We start from the raw sequence: 15,334 nt of genomic DNA, 5'->3' as shown, positions 1-15,334 counted from the left end.
ACCCGATTGCCCCGCAGCGACCAGCGAACATCCGCAGACGGCCACGCACGCGAGGGGACGTGCCGGTATGTCTGCCCGGAGCACGGCTCCCGAAGGCTCCGGAGCCGAAGTAGCCCCACGGCCACCGGACGATAGCGAGGACGGACATACCGGCGCGGCCCCGCACCCACAGACGAACCGTTGCCGTGCCCCGGACGCACCCGCAGTCGGCAGCGCACGCGAGGGGACGTGCCGGTATGTCTGCCCGGAGCACGGCTCCCGGAGGCTCCGGAGCCGAAGTAGCTACGCGGCCACCGGACGATAGCGAGGACGGACATACCGGCGCGGCCCCGCACCCACACACGGACCGGACCCGCAGCGCACCACGCACCCGCAGTCGGGAACGCACCGCACCCACCCACGGCCAGCACCGCACCCGCCCCCCCGGCCCACACCCACAGACACCAGGAACCCCCAGCCCCGCCTCCCAACCCGCTACCGTGGCCCTGATGAGCACCGACGAGCAGCCCCAGCGCCCAGCGGACAGCCCCCGGTCCCTCGCCGAGGCACTCCGGTCCCGTGACGACGCGTCCCTCGGTGCGCTGCTCCACGCACGCCCCGATCTGCTCACGCCCGTCCCGAACGACCTCACCCAGCTCGCCACCCGCGCAGCCACCCGCGCCTCCGTCGTCCGTGCCCTGGAGCGGCTCGACCGGTTCGCCCAGCAGGTCGCCGAGGCACTCGCCGTGGCTCCGGAACCCGCCACGTACGACGAGCTCCACGCCCTCGTCGCCGGAGACGAGGGTGGCGACGCCTCCGCCACCACCGCTCTCACCGCCGCCCTCGCCACCCTCCGCGAGCAAGCCCTGATCTGGGGCTCCGACGACCGCCTCCGTCTGGTCCGCACCGCACGCGAACTCCTCGCCCCCGCCCCGCAGTACCCCTCCCCCACCGGCCTCGGCCCGACCGTCGCCGAGGCCACCGCGGGCATGTCGCCGAACCGTATGCAGGACATCGTGGCGGCGGCCGGGCTGCCGTCCACGCACGACGCCGTCTCCGCGGTCCGCTCGCTCACCGAACTCTTCACCGACCGCACGCGGATGTCCGCGCTCCTCGACGAGGCGCCGACCGAATCCGTCGAGGTGCTGTCGCGGCTCGTCTGGGGGCCGCCGTACGGTCAGGTCACCGCCGATCCGGCCCGCCACCTGCGCTGGCTCCTGGACCGGGGGCTCCTGCTCCCCACCGCGCCCGGCACCGTCGTACTCCCCCGCGAGGCGGCCCTGCACCTGCGCGCCGGCCGCGCCCACCGGGTGCTCGAACCGGCGCCGCCCGCCGTCGAGCCGCTGCGCGAACACCGTCCACAGGCTGTGGACGCGGCGGCGGCGAGCCAGGCGTACATGGCGCTCGACACGGTCGAGGAGCTCCTGAAGGACTGGGACGAGGGCGGCCCCACCGTGCTGCGCGCGGGCGGCCTCAGCGTGCGCGACCTGAAGCGGACGGCGGTGGCCCTCGACGTACCGGAGCCGGTGGCGGCGTTCTGGGTCGAACTGGCCTACGCGGCGGGCCTGGTGGCGTCGGACGGCGAGGCGGACGAGCGGTACGCGGCGACGCCCGCCTACGACGACTGGCAGGAGCTGCCCCCCGCCGAGCGCTGGTCGGTCCTCGCCACGGCCTGGCTGACGGCGACCCGCACGGCGGGCCTGATCGGCGGCCGTGACGGCAAGGACCGCACACTGTCGGCGCTCGGCCCGCACCTGGACCGCTCGTCGGCGCCGGAGATCCGCCGCCGGGTGCTCACGCTCCTCACCACCCTGCCGGACGGCGCGAGCCCCACCCCCGAGTCGATCCTCGCGCGCCTGCGGTGGGAGCGCCCGCCGCGCGGCAGCTCGTCTTCCGGCACATCGCCCAGCCACACCGCACCCCTGGAGCTGCGGGCCCGCATCGCCCAATGGACGCTGAACGAGGCGGAGTTGCTCGGTGTCACCGGGCGCGGGGCACTGTCCGCGCACGGACGGGCACTGCTCGGCTCCGAGAGCGAGGAGACCCCGGCAGGGACGGGCGCCCACCCCTCCCCCGCCGAACTCGCCGCCTCCGGCGCCCGCGCCGCCAGGCTCCTCGCCCCGCTGCTCCCCGAACCGCTCGACCACGTCCTGCTGCAGGCCGACCTCACGGCCGTGGCCCCCGGCCCGCTGGAGCGCCCTCTCGCCGAGACCCTCTCCGTGCTCGCCGACGTCGAGTCGAAGGGCGGCGCGACGGTGTACCGGTTCACGCCAGGCTCCGTGCGGCGGGCGCTCGACGCGGGGAAGTCCGCGTCCGACCTGCACGCTTTCCTGGCCTCGCACTCCCGCACACCGGTACCGCAGCCGCTCGCGTACCTCATCGACGACGTGGCCCGTAAACACGGCCACCTGCGGATCGGCGCCGCGTCCGCGTACGTACGCTGCGACGACGAGGCCCTGCTGAACGAGATCCTCGCCGACAAGCGCTCCCAGAGCCTGCGCCTGCGCCGCCTCGCACCGACCGTGCTCGCCGCGCAGGCCGACCCCGGGGCGCTCCTCGAAGGCCTGCGCGGGATGGGCTTCGCGCCCGCCGCGGAGAGCGCCGAGGGCGACGTACTGATCACGCGGGCGCACGCCCACCGCTCGCCGCCCCGCACCAAGCCGGAGCCGGTCCACGACGGGCCGCCGCTGCCCGACACCACCCTGATCGGCGCGGCCGTACGCGCCATCCGCGCCGGCGACCTGGCATCGACCGCACCCCGCAAGGCGACCCCGGAGAAGGGCGACGCGCTGCCCCGCACCACGGCGGCCGAGACCCTCGCCACCATGCAGGCCGCGGTCCTGACCGGCGAGGCGCTGTGGATCGGCTACGTCAACGCCGAGGGCTCGGCAAGCCAGCGCGTGATCGCCCCGATCCGCGTGGAGGGCGGCTTCGTCACGGCGTACGACCACACGGCGGACGAGGTCAAGACGTACCCCCTGCATCGGGTCACGGGCGTCGCGGAGCTGGCGGACGACTGAGGGCGGCCCCCGGGCTGTGACATAGGCGGGCCCGTGGGCCGGACCGTATGCGCGCGCCATGCGGCACACTGGACGTTTGGCTTACCGAAAGGGTGCGCGCGTGAATGGTCCCCTGATCGTCCAGTCGGACAAGACTCTCCTGCTCGAGGTCGACCACGAGCAGGCGGAGGCCTGCCGCCGTGTCATCGCGCCCTTCGCGGAGCTGGAACGTGCTCCCGAGCACATCCACACCTACCGCGTGACGCCGCTCGGGCTGTGGAACGCCCGTGCCGCGGGGCACGACGCCGAGCAGGTCGTGGACGCCCTGGTGGAGTTCTCCCGCTATCCCGTGCCGCACGCGCTGCTCGTGGACATCGCCGAGACGATGGCGCGCTACGGCCGGCTCACGCTGTCGAAGCACCCCACGCACGGCCTCGTCCTGACCACCACCGACCGGCCGGTCCTGGAAGAGATCCTGCGCTCCAAGAAGGTGCAGCCGCTGGTCGGGGACCGGGTCGACGCGGACACCGTCGTGGTCCACCCCTCCGAGCGCGGGCAGATCAAGCAGACCCTCCTGAAGCTGGGCTGGCCCGCCGAGGACCTCGCCGGGTACGTCGACGGCGAGGCGCACCGTATCGACCTCGCGGAGGACGGGTGGGCGCTGCGGCCGTACCAGAAGCAGGCGGTCGAGGGGTTCTGGCACGGCGGCAGCGGTGTGGTCGTGCTGCCGTGCGGTGCGGGAAAGACGCTGGTCGGGGCGGGTGCCATGGCCGAGGCCAAGGCGACGACGCTGATCCTGGTGACCAACACGGTCTCCGCGCGGCAGTGGAAGAGCGAGCTGATCAAGCGGACCTCCCTCACCGAGGAGGAGATCGGCGAGTACAGCGGGACCCGGAAGGAGATCCGGCCCGTCACCATCGCCACGTACCAAGTGCTGACGACGAAGCGGAAGGGTGTCTATCCGCACCTGGAGCTCTTCGACTCCCGTGACTGGGGGCTCATCGTCTACGACGAGGTGCACCTGCTGCCCGCCCCCGTCTTCAAGTTCACCGCCGACCTCCAGGCCCGGCGGCGGCTCGGCCTGACGGCCACGCTGGTGCGGGAGGACGGCCGCGAGTCGGACGTCTTTTCGCTGATCGGCCCCAAGCGGTTCGACGCTCCGTGGAAGGAGATCGAGGCGCAGGGGTACATCGCGCCCGCGGACTGTGTCGAGGTGCGGGTCAATCTCACGGACTCGGAGCGCCTCGCGTACGCGACGGCCGAGGCCGAGGAGAAATACCGCTTCTGCGCCACCACCGCCACGAAGCGGAAGGTGACGGAGGCGCTGGTGCGCAAGCACGCCGGTGAGCAGACCCTCGTCATCGGCCAGTACATCGACCAACTGGACGAGCTGGGCGAGCACTTGGACGCGCCGGTCATCAAGGGCGAGACGACGAACGCGCAGCGCGAGAAGCTGTTCGGCGCGTTCCGGGAGGGCGAGATCTCCGTCCTCGTCGTCTCGAAGGTCGCGAACTTCTCGATCGACCTGCCCGAGGCTACGGTCGCGATCCAGGTGTCGGGGACGTTCGGCTCCCGGCAGGAGGAGGCACAGCGGCTCGGTCGCGTGCTGCGTCCGAAGGCCGACGGTCATGAGGCCCGCTTCTACTCCGTGGTGGCCCGGGACACCATCGACCAGGACTTCGCGGCGCACCGGCAGCGGTTCCTCGCGGAGCAGGGGTACGCGTACCGGATCGTGGACGCGGACGAGCTGCTGGCCGACAACTGAGGACCAGGGCTGCGGCCAGCAGGGGGTAGGGCGAGGCCAACGGCTGTTGCCAGTGAGGGAGTTGCAGGTCCAGGGCGCCCTGGTGGGGGACCAGCCACAGGGTGCGGGCCGTGAAGAGGGTCGCCACCGCCGCGGTCAGGCGGGGGCGGCCCTCCGCCACGAGCAGGGTCACGAGCGGTACGCACCAGATCCAGTGGTGGGACCAGCTGATGGGCGAGACCAGGAGCGCGGTGGCGGCGGTGAGGAGTACTCCGCGGGGTTCGCTGGGGCTACGGGCGGCCAGCCACAGCCCGAGGGCGGCGACGAGAACGGCGGGGACGGCCCACAGGAGGCCGGGGTGCGGGTCGTGCGCGGCTCTGGCCACAAGCCCCTGAAGCGACTGATTGTCGACGATCCACGCTTTGCCGACACGGCCCGTCTCGAAGACCCGGCGGGTCCAGAAGTCGACGCTGGCGGCGGGGAGGGTGAGCGCGCCGAGGACGAGGGTCCCGAGGAGGGCGCTGACGGCTGTGAACCCTTCACGCACGCGCCCGCGGAGGAAGAGGTACGCGATGAAGACGGCCGGGGTGAGCTTGATCCCGGCGGCGATACCGATGGCGAAGCCCTTGCCGAGGGAGCCGGGGGGCCGGGTGAGGTCCCAGAGGATGAGGCAGGCGAGGGCGAGATTGATCTGCCCGAAGAGGATCGTCTGAAAGACGGGTTCGAGCCAGAGGGCGAGGGCGGTGCAGGCGAGGAGGGGGGCGATGCGGGTGGGGAGCTGGGTGAGCCGGCAGGAGAGATGAATGAGAAGGGCAAGGAGACAGACATTGCCGACGACGAAGGTGAGCTTGAGGGCGGGGAGGGGGAGCCAGGTGGTGGGTACGAAGAGGATGGCGGCGAAGGGCGGGTACGTGGCCGGCAGCTCCCACTCGGTGACGGTGAACCCGTAGAGATCACTCCCGCCCACGACGGCGGCGCCTTCGGCCCGGTAGACGAGGGTGTCGGCCATGGGGATGCGCTGGGCGAGGCAGAGGACGGCGAGGACGGCAAGGGAAACGCCAAGAAGAGCCAAGGCTTTGACGTAACGTGACACCCCGATAACAGACGGTTCCTTCACGGCGGCGACCTTAGTGGATCACGGGGTCGCTGCGGGGCAATCGGTCGCGTATCGGATGCGGGGTGAACGGGCGGGTGGGTGGGAGAGGCTTGTTCGTTCAGGGGGGGGCACTGCGGGGTGCCGGGCGGGTGGGCGGGGAGGCCCGTTCGGCAAGGACGCACCGCGGAGTCACAGGCACCGCGAGGAAAACCGGTGGCCCCACCATGGAGCGGGGCATAAGATGCCCGGTCTGCCCGCGTGCCTCGCGCCCGCCCCCGCCCGGTCGGCAACCGGCCGGCCCCAGACCCCGCTCCCCCGCCGGAGGCAACCGTGCACGCCACCCCCGACCCCCTCTCCCGAGAGCGGAACCACCTGGCCGCATCCCGCTCGGCCCTCCGAGCCATGCGCGAGGACGCCGAAGCGCTCGACATCCGCGACGTCACCGCGAACTGGGTCAACGCCGCCGTGCTGCAGAGCCAGATCGACGAGCGGATCAAGTCCCTCGCCGATCTCTCCCACACCCCGCTCTTCTTCGGGCGGCTCGACTACCTCCACGCCCCCGGCGCCGACCAGGCGGAAGGCGCCGACGGCGAGCAGTTCTACATCGGGCGGCGGCACGTCCACGACGCCGACGGCGACCCCATGGTCATCGACTGGCGAGCCCCGGTCTCGCAGCCCTTCTACCGCGCCTCCAAGAAGGCGCCGATGGACATCGCCCTGCGGCGGCGGTTCGGATACACGGGCGGCGACCTCACCGCGTACGAGGACGAGCACCTCAGTGACGCCGACGAGGCCGAGCGGACCAGCAAGCTGCTCCAGCAGGAGATCGAGCGGCCCCGCGTCGGCCCCATGCGCGACATCGTCGCCACGATCCAGCCCGAGCAGGACGAGATCGTGCGCAGCGGTCTCGGCGGATCCGTGTGCGTACAGGGCGGGCCGGGCACCGGTAAGACAGCCGTGGGCCTGCACCGCGTCGCCTATCTGCTCTACGCCCACCGCGAGCGCCTCGCCCGGACCGGGACCCTGGTCATCGGGCCCAACAAGTCCTTCCTGCACTACATCGAGCAAGTACTGCCCGCCCTGGGCGAGTTGGAGGTCAAGCAGGCCACCGTCGACGACCTCGTCGCCCATGTGGAGGTGCGGGGGACGGACGACGCCGCCGCTGCCGTCATCAAGGGCGACGCCCGCATGGCCGAGGTGCTGAGGAAAGCCCTGCGGTCGCACGTGAGCATGCCCGAGGAGCCTGTCGTCGTGGTGCGCGGATCCCGCCGCTGGCGCGTTCCCGCGTACGAACTGGAGGAGGTCGTAGGGGAGTTGCTCGCCCGCGACATCCGGTACGGGGCCGCCCGCGACGCCCTGCCTCAGCGCATCGCGCACGCTGTGCTCGTCCGGATGGAGCAGGCCGGCGAGGCCCCCGACGACCGTGTGCAGGACGCTGTCGCCCGCAACTCCGCGGTGAAGGCCGCCGTCAAGGCCATGTGGCCGCCCGTCGATCCCGCGAAGCTCGTGCTGCGGCTGCTCTCCGATGCCGAGTTCCTTGCTCTGCATGCCGAGGGGATTCTCGATCAGGACGAGCAGAAGCTCATCCTCTGGGCCAAGCCCGCGCGGAGCCTCAAGGCCGCCAAGTGGTCCGCGGCCGACGCCGTGTTGATCGATGAGGCGAGCGATCTCGTCTCTCGGACGCATTCCCTCGGGCATGTCGTCCTCGATGAGGCGCAGGACCTCTCCCCCATGCAGTACCGCGCCGTCGGGCGGCGCTGCACCACCGGTTCCGCGACCGTCCTCGGCGACCTCGCCCAGGGCACCACCCCCTGGGCCACCCGGAGTTGGGGACAGGCCCTCGGGCACCTGGGGAAGGGCGAGGCCGTGGTGGAGGAGCTCACCGCGGGGTTCCGTGTGCCTCGGGAGGTCATCGCGTTCGCCTCCCGGCTGCTTCCCTCCATCGCGCCGGGCCTCGCCGAGGTGAAGTCCGTCCGTGAGTCGGCGGGTTCGCTCGTGGTGCGGCGCACGGCGGATCTCGACGCCGCTTCCCTCGAAGCCTGCGCCGAGTCACTGCGGCGGGAAGGTTCCATCGGGCTCATCGCCGCCGACGCCCGCGTCCCCGCGCTCGCCGAAGCACTCGACGCCGCCGGGATGACGTACCTCTCGCCCGGCGAGGAGACCACCCCCGACACCCGGCTCACGCTCGTGCCCGCCTCCCTCGCCAAGGGACTCGAGTACGACTACGTGGTCCTCGACGAGCCCGCCGCCGTCGTCGACGGCGAGCCCGACGAGCGGACCGGCCTGCGGCGGCTCTACGTCGCCCTGACCCGTGCCGTCTCGGGGCTCACCGTCGTGCACGCCGCCGGGCTGCCGGAGCAGCTCGCCGCCTAGGCGGGCTCCTTGGAGCCGGACGGCAGGTGCGTGACCACGAGCACTATGCCCGCGAGCGTCACGACGCGCGTGGCCGCGTCCAGGCCGTTCCAGTCCTCCGACTGCCACATGGCGAACCATTCGCCGCCGATCCCGATGAAGCCCGCCCCGAACAGGACGAGGATCATCAACAGGCCGATCGTGCCCGCCCGTCGGGCTCTGCGCAGCCCCTGGGGGCGGCGCAGGGCCCCGGCCCACAGGACCGTCGCCGCGAGGAGGATCAGCGCGGCCAGGCTCTCCCAGACGATGATCCCGACGTACGCGGTGTCCTGCAGCGCGGTCGATCCCACCGCGCGCCACATCAGGTCGTCGTCCTTGAAGGTGGTGTCCATCGCCAGGACATGGCGTACGAACTGCTGGTTGGTGTCGAAGTCGGTGATGTTCCCGAACGCGACGAGCGTGATGTAGAGCGCCACCGTCCCGGTGAGCAGTGTCGCGGCGACGGGCAGCGCCCCCGCCGCGAGCATCCGTTCCGCGGGACGCTTCTGGTCTGTGGTGTGCGCCTGGTCTGCGGGACGCTTCTGGTCTGTGGAACGTGTCTCGTCTGCGGGACGTGTCTGGTCTGCTGGTGTCGGCATGAAGTCCCCTCCTTTTTCGTCCAGTTGTATCGCGTCCCGCACGAAGGACGATCAGGCGTCCCGCCCGGGGGACGATCAGGCGTCCACCGCTGCCCGCCACCGGGCGACGGCCGCGGCGGACACCGGCGCCGACCAGCCGTCGGGGCGTGAGGCTCCGCCGATGTGGAACGCGTCGACGCCCGCCGCCCTGAGCCGCGGCAGATGGTCGAGGCGGAGGCCGCCGCCCACCAGGATCTGCTGCTCGTAACCCTGCTCGCCGGACCGCGCCGCCTCGGCGAGCAGCGTGGGCAGACCGTCGTCCACGCCGCTCGCCGCGCCCGCGGTGAGGTAGGTGTCGAGGCCGGGCAGGTCCGCGAGCTGCTTGCGCAGGGCATCGCGGTCGGAGGTCCGGTCGATGGCCCGGTGGAAAGTCCAGCGGCAGCCGTCGAGCGCGCCCACCACGGCCTCCACCGCGGCCAGGTCGGGGCCGCCCGTCTCGTCGAGGAAGCCCAGTACGAACTCGTCGGCGCCCGCGCCCCTGAGCTCGTGCGCGCGGCGTACGAGGGCGTCGACGTCGCCCGCGTCGAAGCCGTCCGCGAGGCGCAGCATCACGCGCAGGGAGATGTCCACGGCGGCGCGGATCTCGGCAAAGGTCTCGCGGGACGGGGTCAGGCCGTCCGCGGCCATGTCGGTGACCAGCTCGAGGCGGTCCGCGCCTCCGGCCTGGGCGGCGACGGCGTCCTCGGCGTCGAGGGCGATCACCTCCAGGACTGCACGCTTGCTCATGGATGTCTTCCTTCGGGTCCGGGGGCCGCGGGTGCGTTCGGCGTCGAAGCCGTCGCGCACAGGTCTAGTCCAATTACCCAGCCTACGCGCAGATCACCCCGGCGCGACCCAAGCGCACCGGGGTGATCGCAAAGACATGTACACGTCGATCTTGCCGAGGGTTCGGCCGAACGGCCCCCGGGCGTTCAACTCAGCGGCTTGAACCCCCTCAGGCGCAGGCTGTTGCCGACCACGAAGACCGAGGAGAACGCCATCGCGGCGCCCGCGATCATCGGGTTCAGGAGTCCTGCCGCGGCCAGCGGCAGCGCGCCCACGTTGTAGGCGAAGGCCCAGAACAGGTTCGACTTGATCGTGCCGAGCGTGCGGCGCGAGAGGCGGATGGCGTCCGCCGCCGCGCGCAGGTCTCCTCGTACGAGCGTGAGGTCGCCCGCCTCTATCGCGGCGTCCGTGCCCGTGCCCATCGCCAGGCCCAGGTCGGCCTGGGCGAGCGCGGCCGCGTCGTTCACGCCGTCGCCGACCATCGCCACGCTCCTGCCCTCCGCCTGGAGGCGCTTGACCACGTCGACCTTGTCCTGCGGCATGACCTCGGCGATCACGTCCTCGGGGGCGATGCCCACCTCGGCGGCCACCGATGCCGCGACCGCCTTGTTGTCGCCGGTCAGGAGGATCGGGGTGAGGCCGAGGTCGCGCAGGCGGCGGATCGCCTCCGGGCTCGTCTCCTTCACCGCGTCGGCCACCTCAAGGACCGCACGCGCCTCGCCGTCCCAGGCGACCGCGATGGCCGTACGCCCGGCCGCCTCGGCCTCCGCCTTCGCGCGCTCAAGCTCCACGGGGAGCCGGATCGCCCACTCGGCGAGGAGCGCCTCACGGCCGACCAGGACCGCGTGGCCCTCGACGATGCCCTGGACGCCGAGGCCCGCGACGTTCGCGAAGTCCTCGGGGGCGGGGAGCGTGCCGACCTGCTCGGTGGCGCCCGTGGCGACGGCCTGGGCGATGGGGTGCTCCGAGGAGTGCTCCAACGCGCCTGCCAGGCGCAGGACTTCGGCCTCGGTCGTACTGACTGCGACATGCGTGGCGAGCAGGGTCATCTTGCCGGTGGTGACGGTGCCGGTCTTGTCCAGGACGATCGTGTCGACCTTGCGGGTCGTCTCCAGGACCTCCGGGCCCTTGATCAGGATGCCGAGCTGGGCGCCGCGCCCGGTGCCGACCATGAGGGCGGTCGGGGTCGCGAGCCCCAGGGCGCAGGGGCAGGCGATGATCAGTACGGCGACCGCGGCGGTGAAGGCGGCCGTGAGCCCGGAGCCGTTGCCGAGCCAGAATCCGAGGGTGGCGACGGCCAGGGCGATGACGATCGGCACGAAGACCGCCGAGATCTTGTCGGCGAGGCGCTGGGCCGCCGCCTTGCCGTTCTGCGCGTCCTCGACGAGCTTGGCCATGCGGGCGAGTTGGGTGTCGGCGCCGACGCGGGTGGCTTCGACGACCAGGCGTCCGCCCACGTTCAGCGTGGCTCCGGTGACCGCGTCGCCCTTGGCGACCTCGACCGGCACGGACTCGCCGGTGAGCATGGAGGCGTCGACGGCGGAGGCGCCCTCGACGACCTTGCCGTCGGTGGCGATCTTCTCGCCGGGCCGGACGAGGAAGCGGTCGCCGGTCTTCAAGTCGCTTACGGGGATGGTCTCTTCTCGCCCGCCGCCCCGCAGGACGGTGACGTCCTTGGCGCCGAGGTGGAGCAGCGCCTTGAGGGCGGCGCCCGCCTTGCGCTTGGAGCGGGCCTCGAAGTACCGCCCGGCCAGGATGAAGGCGGTGACGCCCGCCGCGGCTTCCAGGTAGATGTTCCCGGCGCCGTCCGAGCGGGAGATGGTCAGCTCGAAGGGGTGCGTCATGCCGGGCGTACCGGCCGTACCGAAGAAGAGCGCCCACAGGGACCAGATGAAGGCGGCCGACGTGCCGACCGAGATGAGCGTGTCCATCGTCGCCGCGCCGTGCCGCGCGTTCGTGTACGCGGCCTTGTGGAAGGGCCAGGCCGCGTACGTCACGACCGGCGCCGCGAGGGTCAGGGACAGCCACTGCCAGTACTCGAACTGGAGGGCCGGGATCATCGCCATCGCGATGACGGGGAGCGAGAGCAGGACCGCGGTGATCAACCGCTCGCGCAGGGGCCGCAGTTCATCGCCGGCCTGCCGCTCGTCGGCGTCCGGGTCCGTGCCCGGCTCCTCCGTACGGGCCGGGGCGGGCTCCTGCGCGGTGTAGCCGGTGGCTTCGACGGTGGCGATCAGGTCCTGTACGGCGATGTCCTGGCCGCGGTAGCTGACCTTGGCCTTCTCGGTGGCGTAGTTGACGGTCGCCTCGACGCCGTCCATGCGGTTGAGCTTCTTCTCGATCCGGGCGGCGCACGAGGCGCAGGTCATGCCACCGATGGCGAGTTCTACTTCGGCGGTGGACGCCACCTCGGGGGTGCCGGGTGTGGTGGACATGGCTGCGGGCTCCTTGTGACGGGGGCGGATCCGGGGTACCCGGGGCGGGTACCTCTGACGCAATCCATTTATACCCCTGGGGGGTATCGAACGCAAGAGAGACCCGGGGCGGGTCCGGGGTCGCGTCCGGGCTTGACTTAATACCCCCAGGGGGTATCTTCGGTGGCATGGAGGGCGGAGAGCCACTCCATCCACCCGTCCCTTGGGAGCCTTGGGAGACTTGGGAGCCGTCATGAACACCGGACTGAAGATCACCGCCTTCGCCGCGGCCGTCGCCGCGACCTTCGGCACCGCGTACGGAGTGGGCCAGGGCGTCGACCCCGTGACCTCGGAGAAGAAGCCCGCGAGCGAGCACGGGGGGCACGCGGACGGGGGCGAGAAGGAGAAGCCAGGGGGCAAGGACCCCGGCGCGGGCCACGCGGAGACCGTGCCCGGGGGCCTGCAGATCTCCGAGCGCGGCTACACGCTCGACCTGACGACGTCGCGCATCGACGCGGGGAAGCGCGAGGAGCTGCGTTTCACGGTCGTCAAGGACAGCGCGGGTAAGGCGGGCAAGGATGGCCATGGCCGGGGCGAGAACGTCACGGCGTACGAGAGGGAGCACGGCAAGGAGCTGCACCTCATCGTCGCGTCACGTGACCTGACGACCTACCGCCACCTGCACCCGACCCGCGCGGCGGACGGCACATGGTCGACGCCGGTCGAGCTCCCTGAGGCGGGCGGCTACCGCGTCTTCGCCGACTTCAAGCCCGCGGGCGCGAAGGAGGGGCTGACGCTGGGGGCGGACCTGGCGGTGGCGGGTAAATACACTCCGAAGGCGCTGCCCGAGACGGGCACGCGGGCGTCGGTCGTCGACGGCTACGAGGTCTCCCTCAAGGGGAAGTTGAAGCCTGGGAAGGCGGCTGATGTGACCCTGAACGTGGAGAAGAACGGCAGGCCGGTCACCGATCTCCAGCCCTACCTCGGCTCGTACGGCCACCTGGTCGCCCTGCGCTCCGGTGACCTCGCGTACCTCCATGTGCATCCCACCGGTGAACCGGGCGATGGCAGGACCCGGCCGGGTCCCGGGGTGTCCTTCTCGGCGTCGGCGCCGAGTGTGGGGTCGTATCGGCTGTTCCTCGACTTCAAGCATGAGGGGAAGGTGCGGACGGCGGAGTTCACAGTGCGGGCCGGCTCCGCCGGGGGGTCAGCGGAGTCGGGTCACGCGCACTGAGGGGTACGGGACCTTGCCGACTCCGGGTACGTCGTGCTCCCGAACCCACCACTCCCGCCGTGCGCACCTGCGGGTGCGTGGTGGCTGGCCGCGCAGTTCCCCGCGCCCCCAAAAAACCACTCCCCGCCGTACACACCTGCGGGTAGGCGGTGCTTGCTCGCGCAGTTCCCCGCGCCCCTGACGGGGCGCCCCCGCCGTACACACCCGCGGGCGCATCGTGGTTGCTCGCGCAGTTCCCCGCGCCCCTGACGGGGCGCCCCCGAAGGGGCGCGAGGAACTGCGCGCCAAGCCACAACAGACCGACGGACAAACACGGCGGACACCACTCCCAGGGGCGCGGGGAACTGCGCGACCAGCCACAACCGACCGACGGGCGAAGACGGCGAGCACCACCCCTAGGGGCGCGGGGAACTGCGCGATCAGCCACAACCCACCCGCAGACACGCACGGCGAGCACCACCCCTAGGGGCGCGGGGAACTGCGCGGCCAGCCACCACCCACCCGCAGACACACACCCTCGGCCCCGCCCCCCGTCCCCGCCCCGCATGGGGGCCGCCGCCGGGGTCTAGTCGAAGATCGGCAGTTCTGATTCCTTCGCGCCCGCCAACTCATACCGCGTCCCCACAAGCGGCCGCCCCGTAAAGAGGCGGATAAGCGTCGCCGCGTCGCCGATAAAGCGCGCCGGCGGCCTCTTGCCGTCAGCCACCCCCAGGGAAAGCGGCTCATCCAAGCCGTCGACATCCGCGTGCAGCGGCAACGCGGACGTCGTCCTGCTGTACTCCCCCAGCAACGTCAACGCATCAGGCAGCCCCGCCCCGCCATACGCACCAGGCAGCCCCCACGCCTCACGCACATCCCCCGCATGCACCCACTCCCCCAGCGCCACGCCATCGAGCCGCCCCTTGAACGCGACCATGACCGCGCCCGCCTCCGTCATGCCGCGCTCCAACTCGTCCACGATGCGGGAGTTGGACCAGTCGGCGCGCTCGGCGATGTCGCGGTCGTTGCTCTCCGCGCTGTAGACGCCCTCCTCGAATCGCTTCTCGACGACTCGCGTCAGCGCGGCACTGCAGTGTGCGAGGACGTGCCGCACCGTCCACCCGGGACAACAGGTCCTGATCGCGTACGCGGAGTCGTCGGCGTCCCTCAACAGCGGGATCAGTACGTCGCGTTCGGTGCGGAGCAGCCGTCCGGGGCGCTCGGGGTCGTACGCCTCGTCATGCGTGGTCGTAGTCATGGCTCAAGCCAACCGTCCGCCGCCGCACATGGCAACGGACGGGCCGGAAAGATCCAGCCCGTCCGGCGTTTGAGGACGAGTACGGCGGAGCCGACGACCAAGGCCGCCGCGCTCCTCCGCGGCAGCAGAGGCGCTCAGCATACCCCCTAGGGGTACTCAAGCGTTACAGTCGCCCCATGCCCCACGACCACAAGGAACTCCGCGCCCGCTGGCACGCGACCCTGCTCCGCGCGAGCGAGGGAACCCCCGACCCCGCGCCCTACGCGGACAACCTGCTCGCACGCTGGGCCGAGCCGCAGCGGCGGTACCACACCACCGCCCACCTCACCGCGGTCCTCGACCACATCGACGTACTGGAAGAGCACGCCGACGACCCCGACCTCGTGCGGCTCGCGGCGTGGTTCCACGACGCTGTGTACGCGCCGGACCGCTCCGAGAACGAGGAGCGCAGCGCCCGCCTCGCCGAACGCGCCCTCCAGGAAAGCGGGTTGAAGCCCGCGGCCACGGCGGAGGTGGCCCGTCTCGTCCGCCTCACCGTCACCCACGACCCCGCCGACGGCGACCACAACGGCGAGACGCTGTGCGACGCCGATCTGGCGATCCTGGCCGCCGCCCCGGACGCCTACGCCGCGTACGCCGCCGCCGTCCGCGAGGAGTACGCCTTCGTGCCGGACGAGGACTTCCGCGCGGGCCGGGCCGCGGTGCTCCGCCAGCTCCTCGCGCTGCCACGGCTGTTCCGTACGCCGTACGGTGCGGCCGAGTGGGAGGGCCCGGCGCGGGCGAACCTGGCGACGGAAATGGAGCTGCTCAGCGCCTGAGGCTCCCGTACGCTGCGCG

The 15,334-nt window shown here is 71.9% G+C and carries 9 protein-coding genes and 1 pseudogene; 5 read left to right on the top strand and 5 right to left on the bottom strand.

Features of this window, described 5'->3' with window-relative positions; translation table 11 throughout:
• Positions 1 to 488: 488 nt before the first annotated feature.
• Positions 489 to 2,999, top strand: coding sequence for a helicase-associated domain-containing protein (locus ACWGI2_RS28975; protein ID WP_453698487.1), 2,511 nt, complete (start codon positions 489 to 491; stop codon positions 2,997 to 2,999).
• A gap of 100 nt (positions 3,000 to 3,099) precedes the next feature.
• Complete coding sequence (locus ACWGI2_RS28970; protein ID WP_453400674.1) at positions 3,100 to 4,743, top strand: DNA repair helicase XPB; 1,644 nt, start codon at positions 3,100 to 3,102, stop codon at positions 4,741 to 4,743.
• Here ACWGI2_RS28970 and ACWGI2_RS28965 read toward each other — a convergent pair.
• Positions 4,649 to 5,731 (bottom strand): annotated as a pseudogene (locus ACWGI2_RS28965) (glycosyltransferase 87 family protein); the annotation flags it as partial. The gene ACWGI2_RS28970 and the pseudogene ACWGI2_RS28965 overlap by 95 nt on opposite strands.
• A gap of 417 nt (positions 5,732 to 6,148) precedes the next feature.
• Between ACWGI2_RS28965 and ACWGI2_RS28960 the strand changes: the two are divergent.
• Positions 6,149 to 8,191 carry a HelD family protein gene (locus tag ACWGI2_RS28960; protein WP_453698485.1) on the top strand — a complete coding sequence of 681 codons (2,043 nt, stop codon included), beginning with the start codon at positions 6,149 to 6,151 and terminating at the stop codon, positions 8,189 to 8,191.
• Here ACWGI2_RS28960 and ACWGI2_RS28955 read toward each other — a convergent pair.
• The 3 genes from ACWGI2_RS28955 to ACWGI2_RS28945 form a co-directional block, all read right to left on the bottom strand.
• Positions 8,188 to 8,697, bottom strand: coding sequence for a DUF2165 domain-containing protein (locus ACWGI2_RS28955; RefSeq protein ID WP_453698881.1), 510 nt, complete (start codon positions 8,695 to 8,697; stop codon positions 8,188 to 8,190). The two genes, ACWGI2_RS28960 and ACWGI2_RS28955, sit on opposite strands and share 4 nt — an antisense overlap.
• A gap of 186 nt (positions 8,698 to 8,883) precedes the next feature.
• The gene (locus tag ACWGI2_RS28950) at positions 8,884 to 9,573 is read right to left on the bottom strand and encodes a copper homeostasis protein CutC (protein WP_453698484.1); all 690 of its coding nucleotides are present in this window, start codon (positions 9,571 to 9,573) and stop codon (positions 8,884 to 8,886) included.
• A gap of 185 nt (positions 9,574 to 9,758) precedes the next feature.
• Positions 9,759 to 12,047, bottom strand: a complete 2,289-nt coding sequence (locus tag ACWGI2_RS28945) for a heavy metal translocating P-type ATPase (protein ID WP_453698482.1) — start codon at positions 12,045 to 12,047, stop codon at positions 9,759 to 9,761.
• 232 nt (positions 12,048 to 12,279) lie between these two features.
• Here ACWGI2_RS28945 and ACWGI2_RS28940 point away from each other — a divergent pair, with 232 nt between their 5' ends.
• Positions 12,280 to 13,260, top strand: coding sequence for a hypothetical protein (locus tag ACWGI2_RS28940; protein WP_453698481.1), 981 nt, complete (start codon positions 12,280 to 12,282; stop codon positions 13,258 to 13,260).
• A gap of 565 nt (positions 13,261 to 13,825) precedes the next feature.
• Here ACWGI2_RS28940 and ACWGI2_RS28935 read toward each other — a convergent pair.
• Complete coding sequence (locus ACWGI2_RS28935) at positions 13,826 to 14,497, bottom strand: maleylpyruvate isomerase family mycothiol-dependent enzyme (RefSeq protein ID WP_453698479.1); 672 nt, start codon at positions 14,495 to 14,497, stop codon at positions 13,826 to 13,828.
• 176 nt (positions 14,498 to 14,673) lie between these two features.
• On the opposite strand from ACWGI2_RS28935, the gene ACWGI2_RS28930 reads away from it, so the two are divergent.
• Positions 14,674 to 15,315, top strand: a complete 642-nt coding sequence (locus ACWGI2_RS28930; RefSeq protein WP_453698477.1) for an HD domain-containing protein — start codon at positions 14,674 to 14,676, stop codon at positions 15,313 to 15,315.
• The last annotated feature ends 19 nt before the right edge of the window (positions 15,316 to 15,334 follow it).

It is taken from the genome of Streptomyces sp. NPDC054866 (genome assembly GCF_053610745.1).
Note: the sequence above shows the minus strand (reverse complement) of the source record. Positions and strands in the feature narration are given on the sequence as shown.

What these genes read in the sequence shown, in the direction of transcription:
- ACWGI2_RS28975 (WP_453698487.1), top strand. Translation starts at nt 489, where the DNA reads ATGAGCACCGACGAGCAGCCCCAGCGCCCAGCGGACAGCCCCCGGTCC.
- ACWGI2_RS28955 (WP_453698881.1), bottom strand. Translation starts at nt 8,697, where the DNA reads ATGCTCGCGGCGGGGGCGCTGCCCGTCGCCGCGACACTGCTCACCGGG.
- ACWGI2_RS28950 (WP_453698484.1), bottom strand. Translation starts at nt 9,573, where the DNA reads ATGAGCAAGCGTGCAGTCCTGGAGGTGATCGCCCTCGACGCCGAGGAC.
- ACWGI2_RS28945 (WP_453698482.1), bottom strand. Translation starts at nt 12,047, where the DNA reads ATGTCCACCACACCCGGCACCCCCGAGGTGGCGTCCACCGCCGAAGTA.
- ACWGI2_RS28940 (WP_453698481.1), top strand. Translation starts at nt 12,280, where the DNA reads ATGAACACCGGACTGAAGATCACCGCCTTCGCCGCGGCCGTCGCCGCG.
- ACWGI2_RS28935 (WP_453698479.1), bottom strand. Translation starts at nt 14,497, where the DNA reads ATGACTACGACCACGCATGACGAGGCGTACGACCCCGAGCGCCCCGGA.
- ACWGI2_RS28930 (WP_453698477.1), top strand. Translation starts at nt 14,674, where the DNA reads ATGCCCCACGACCACAAGGAACTCCGCGCCCGCTGGCACGCGACCCTG.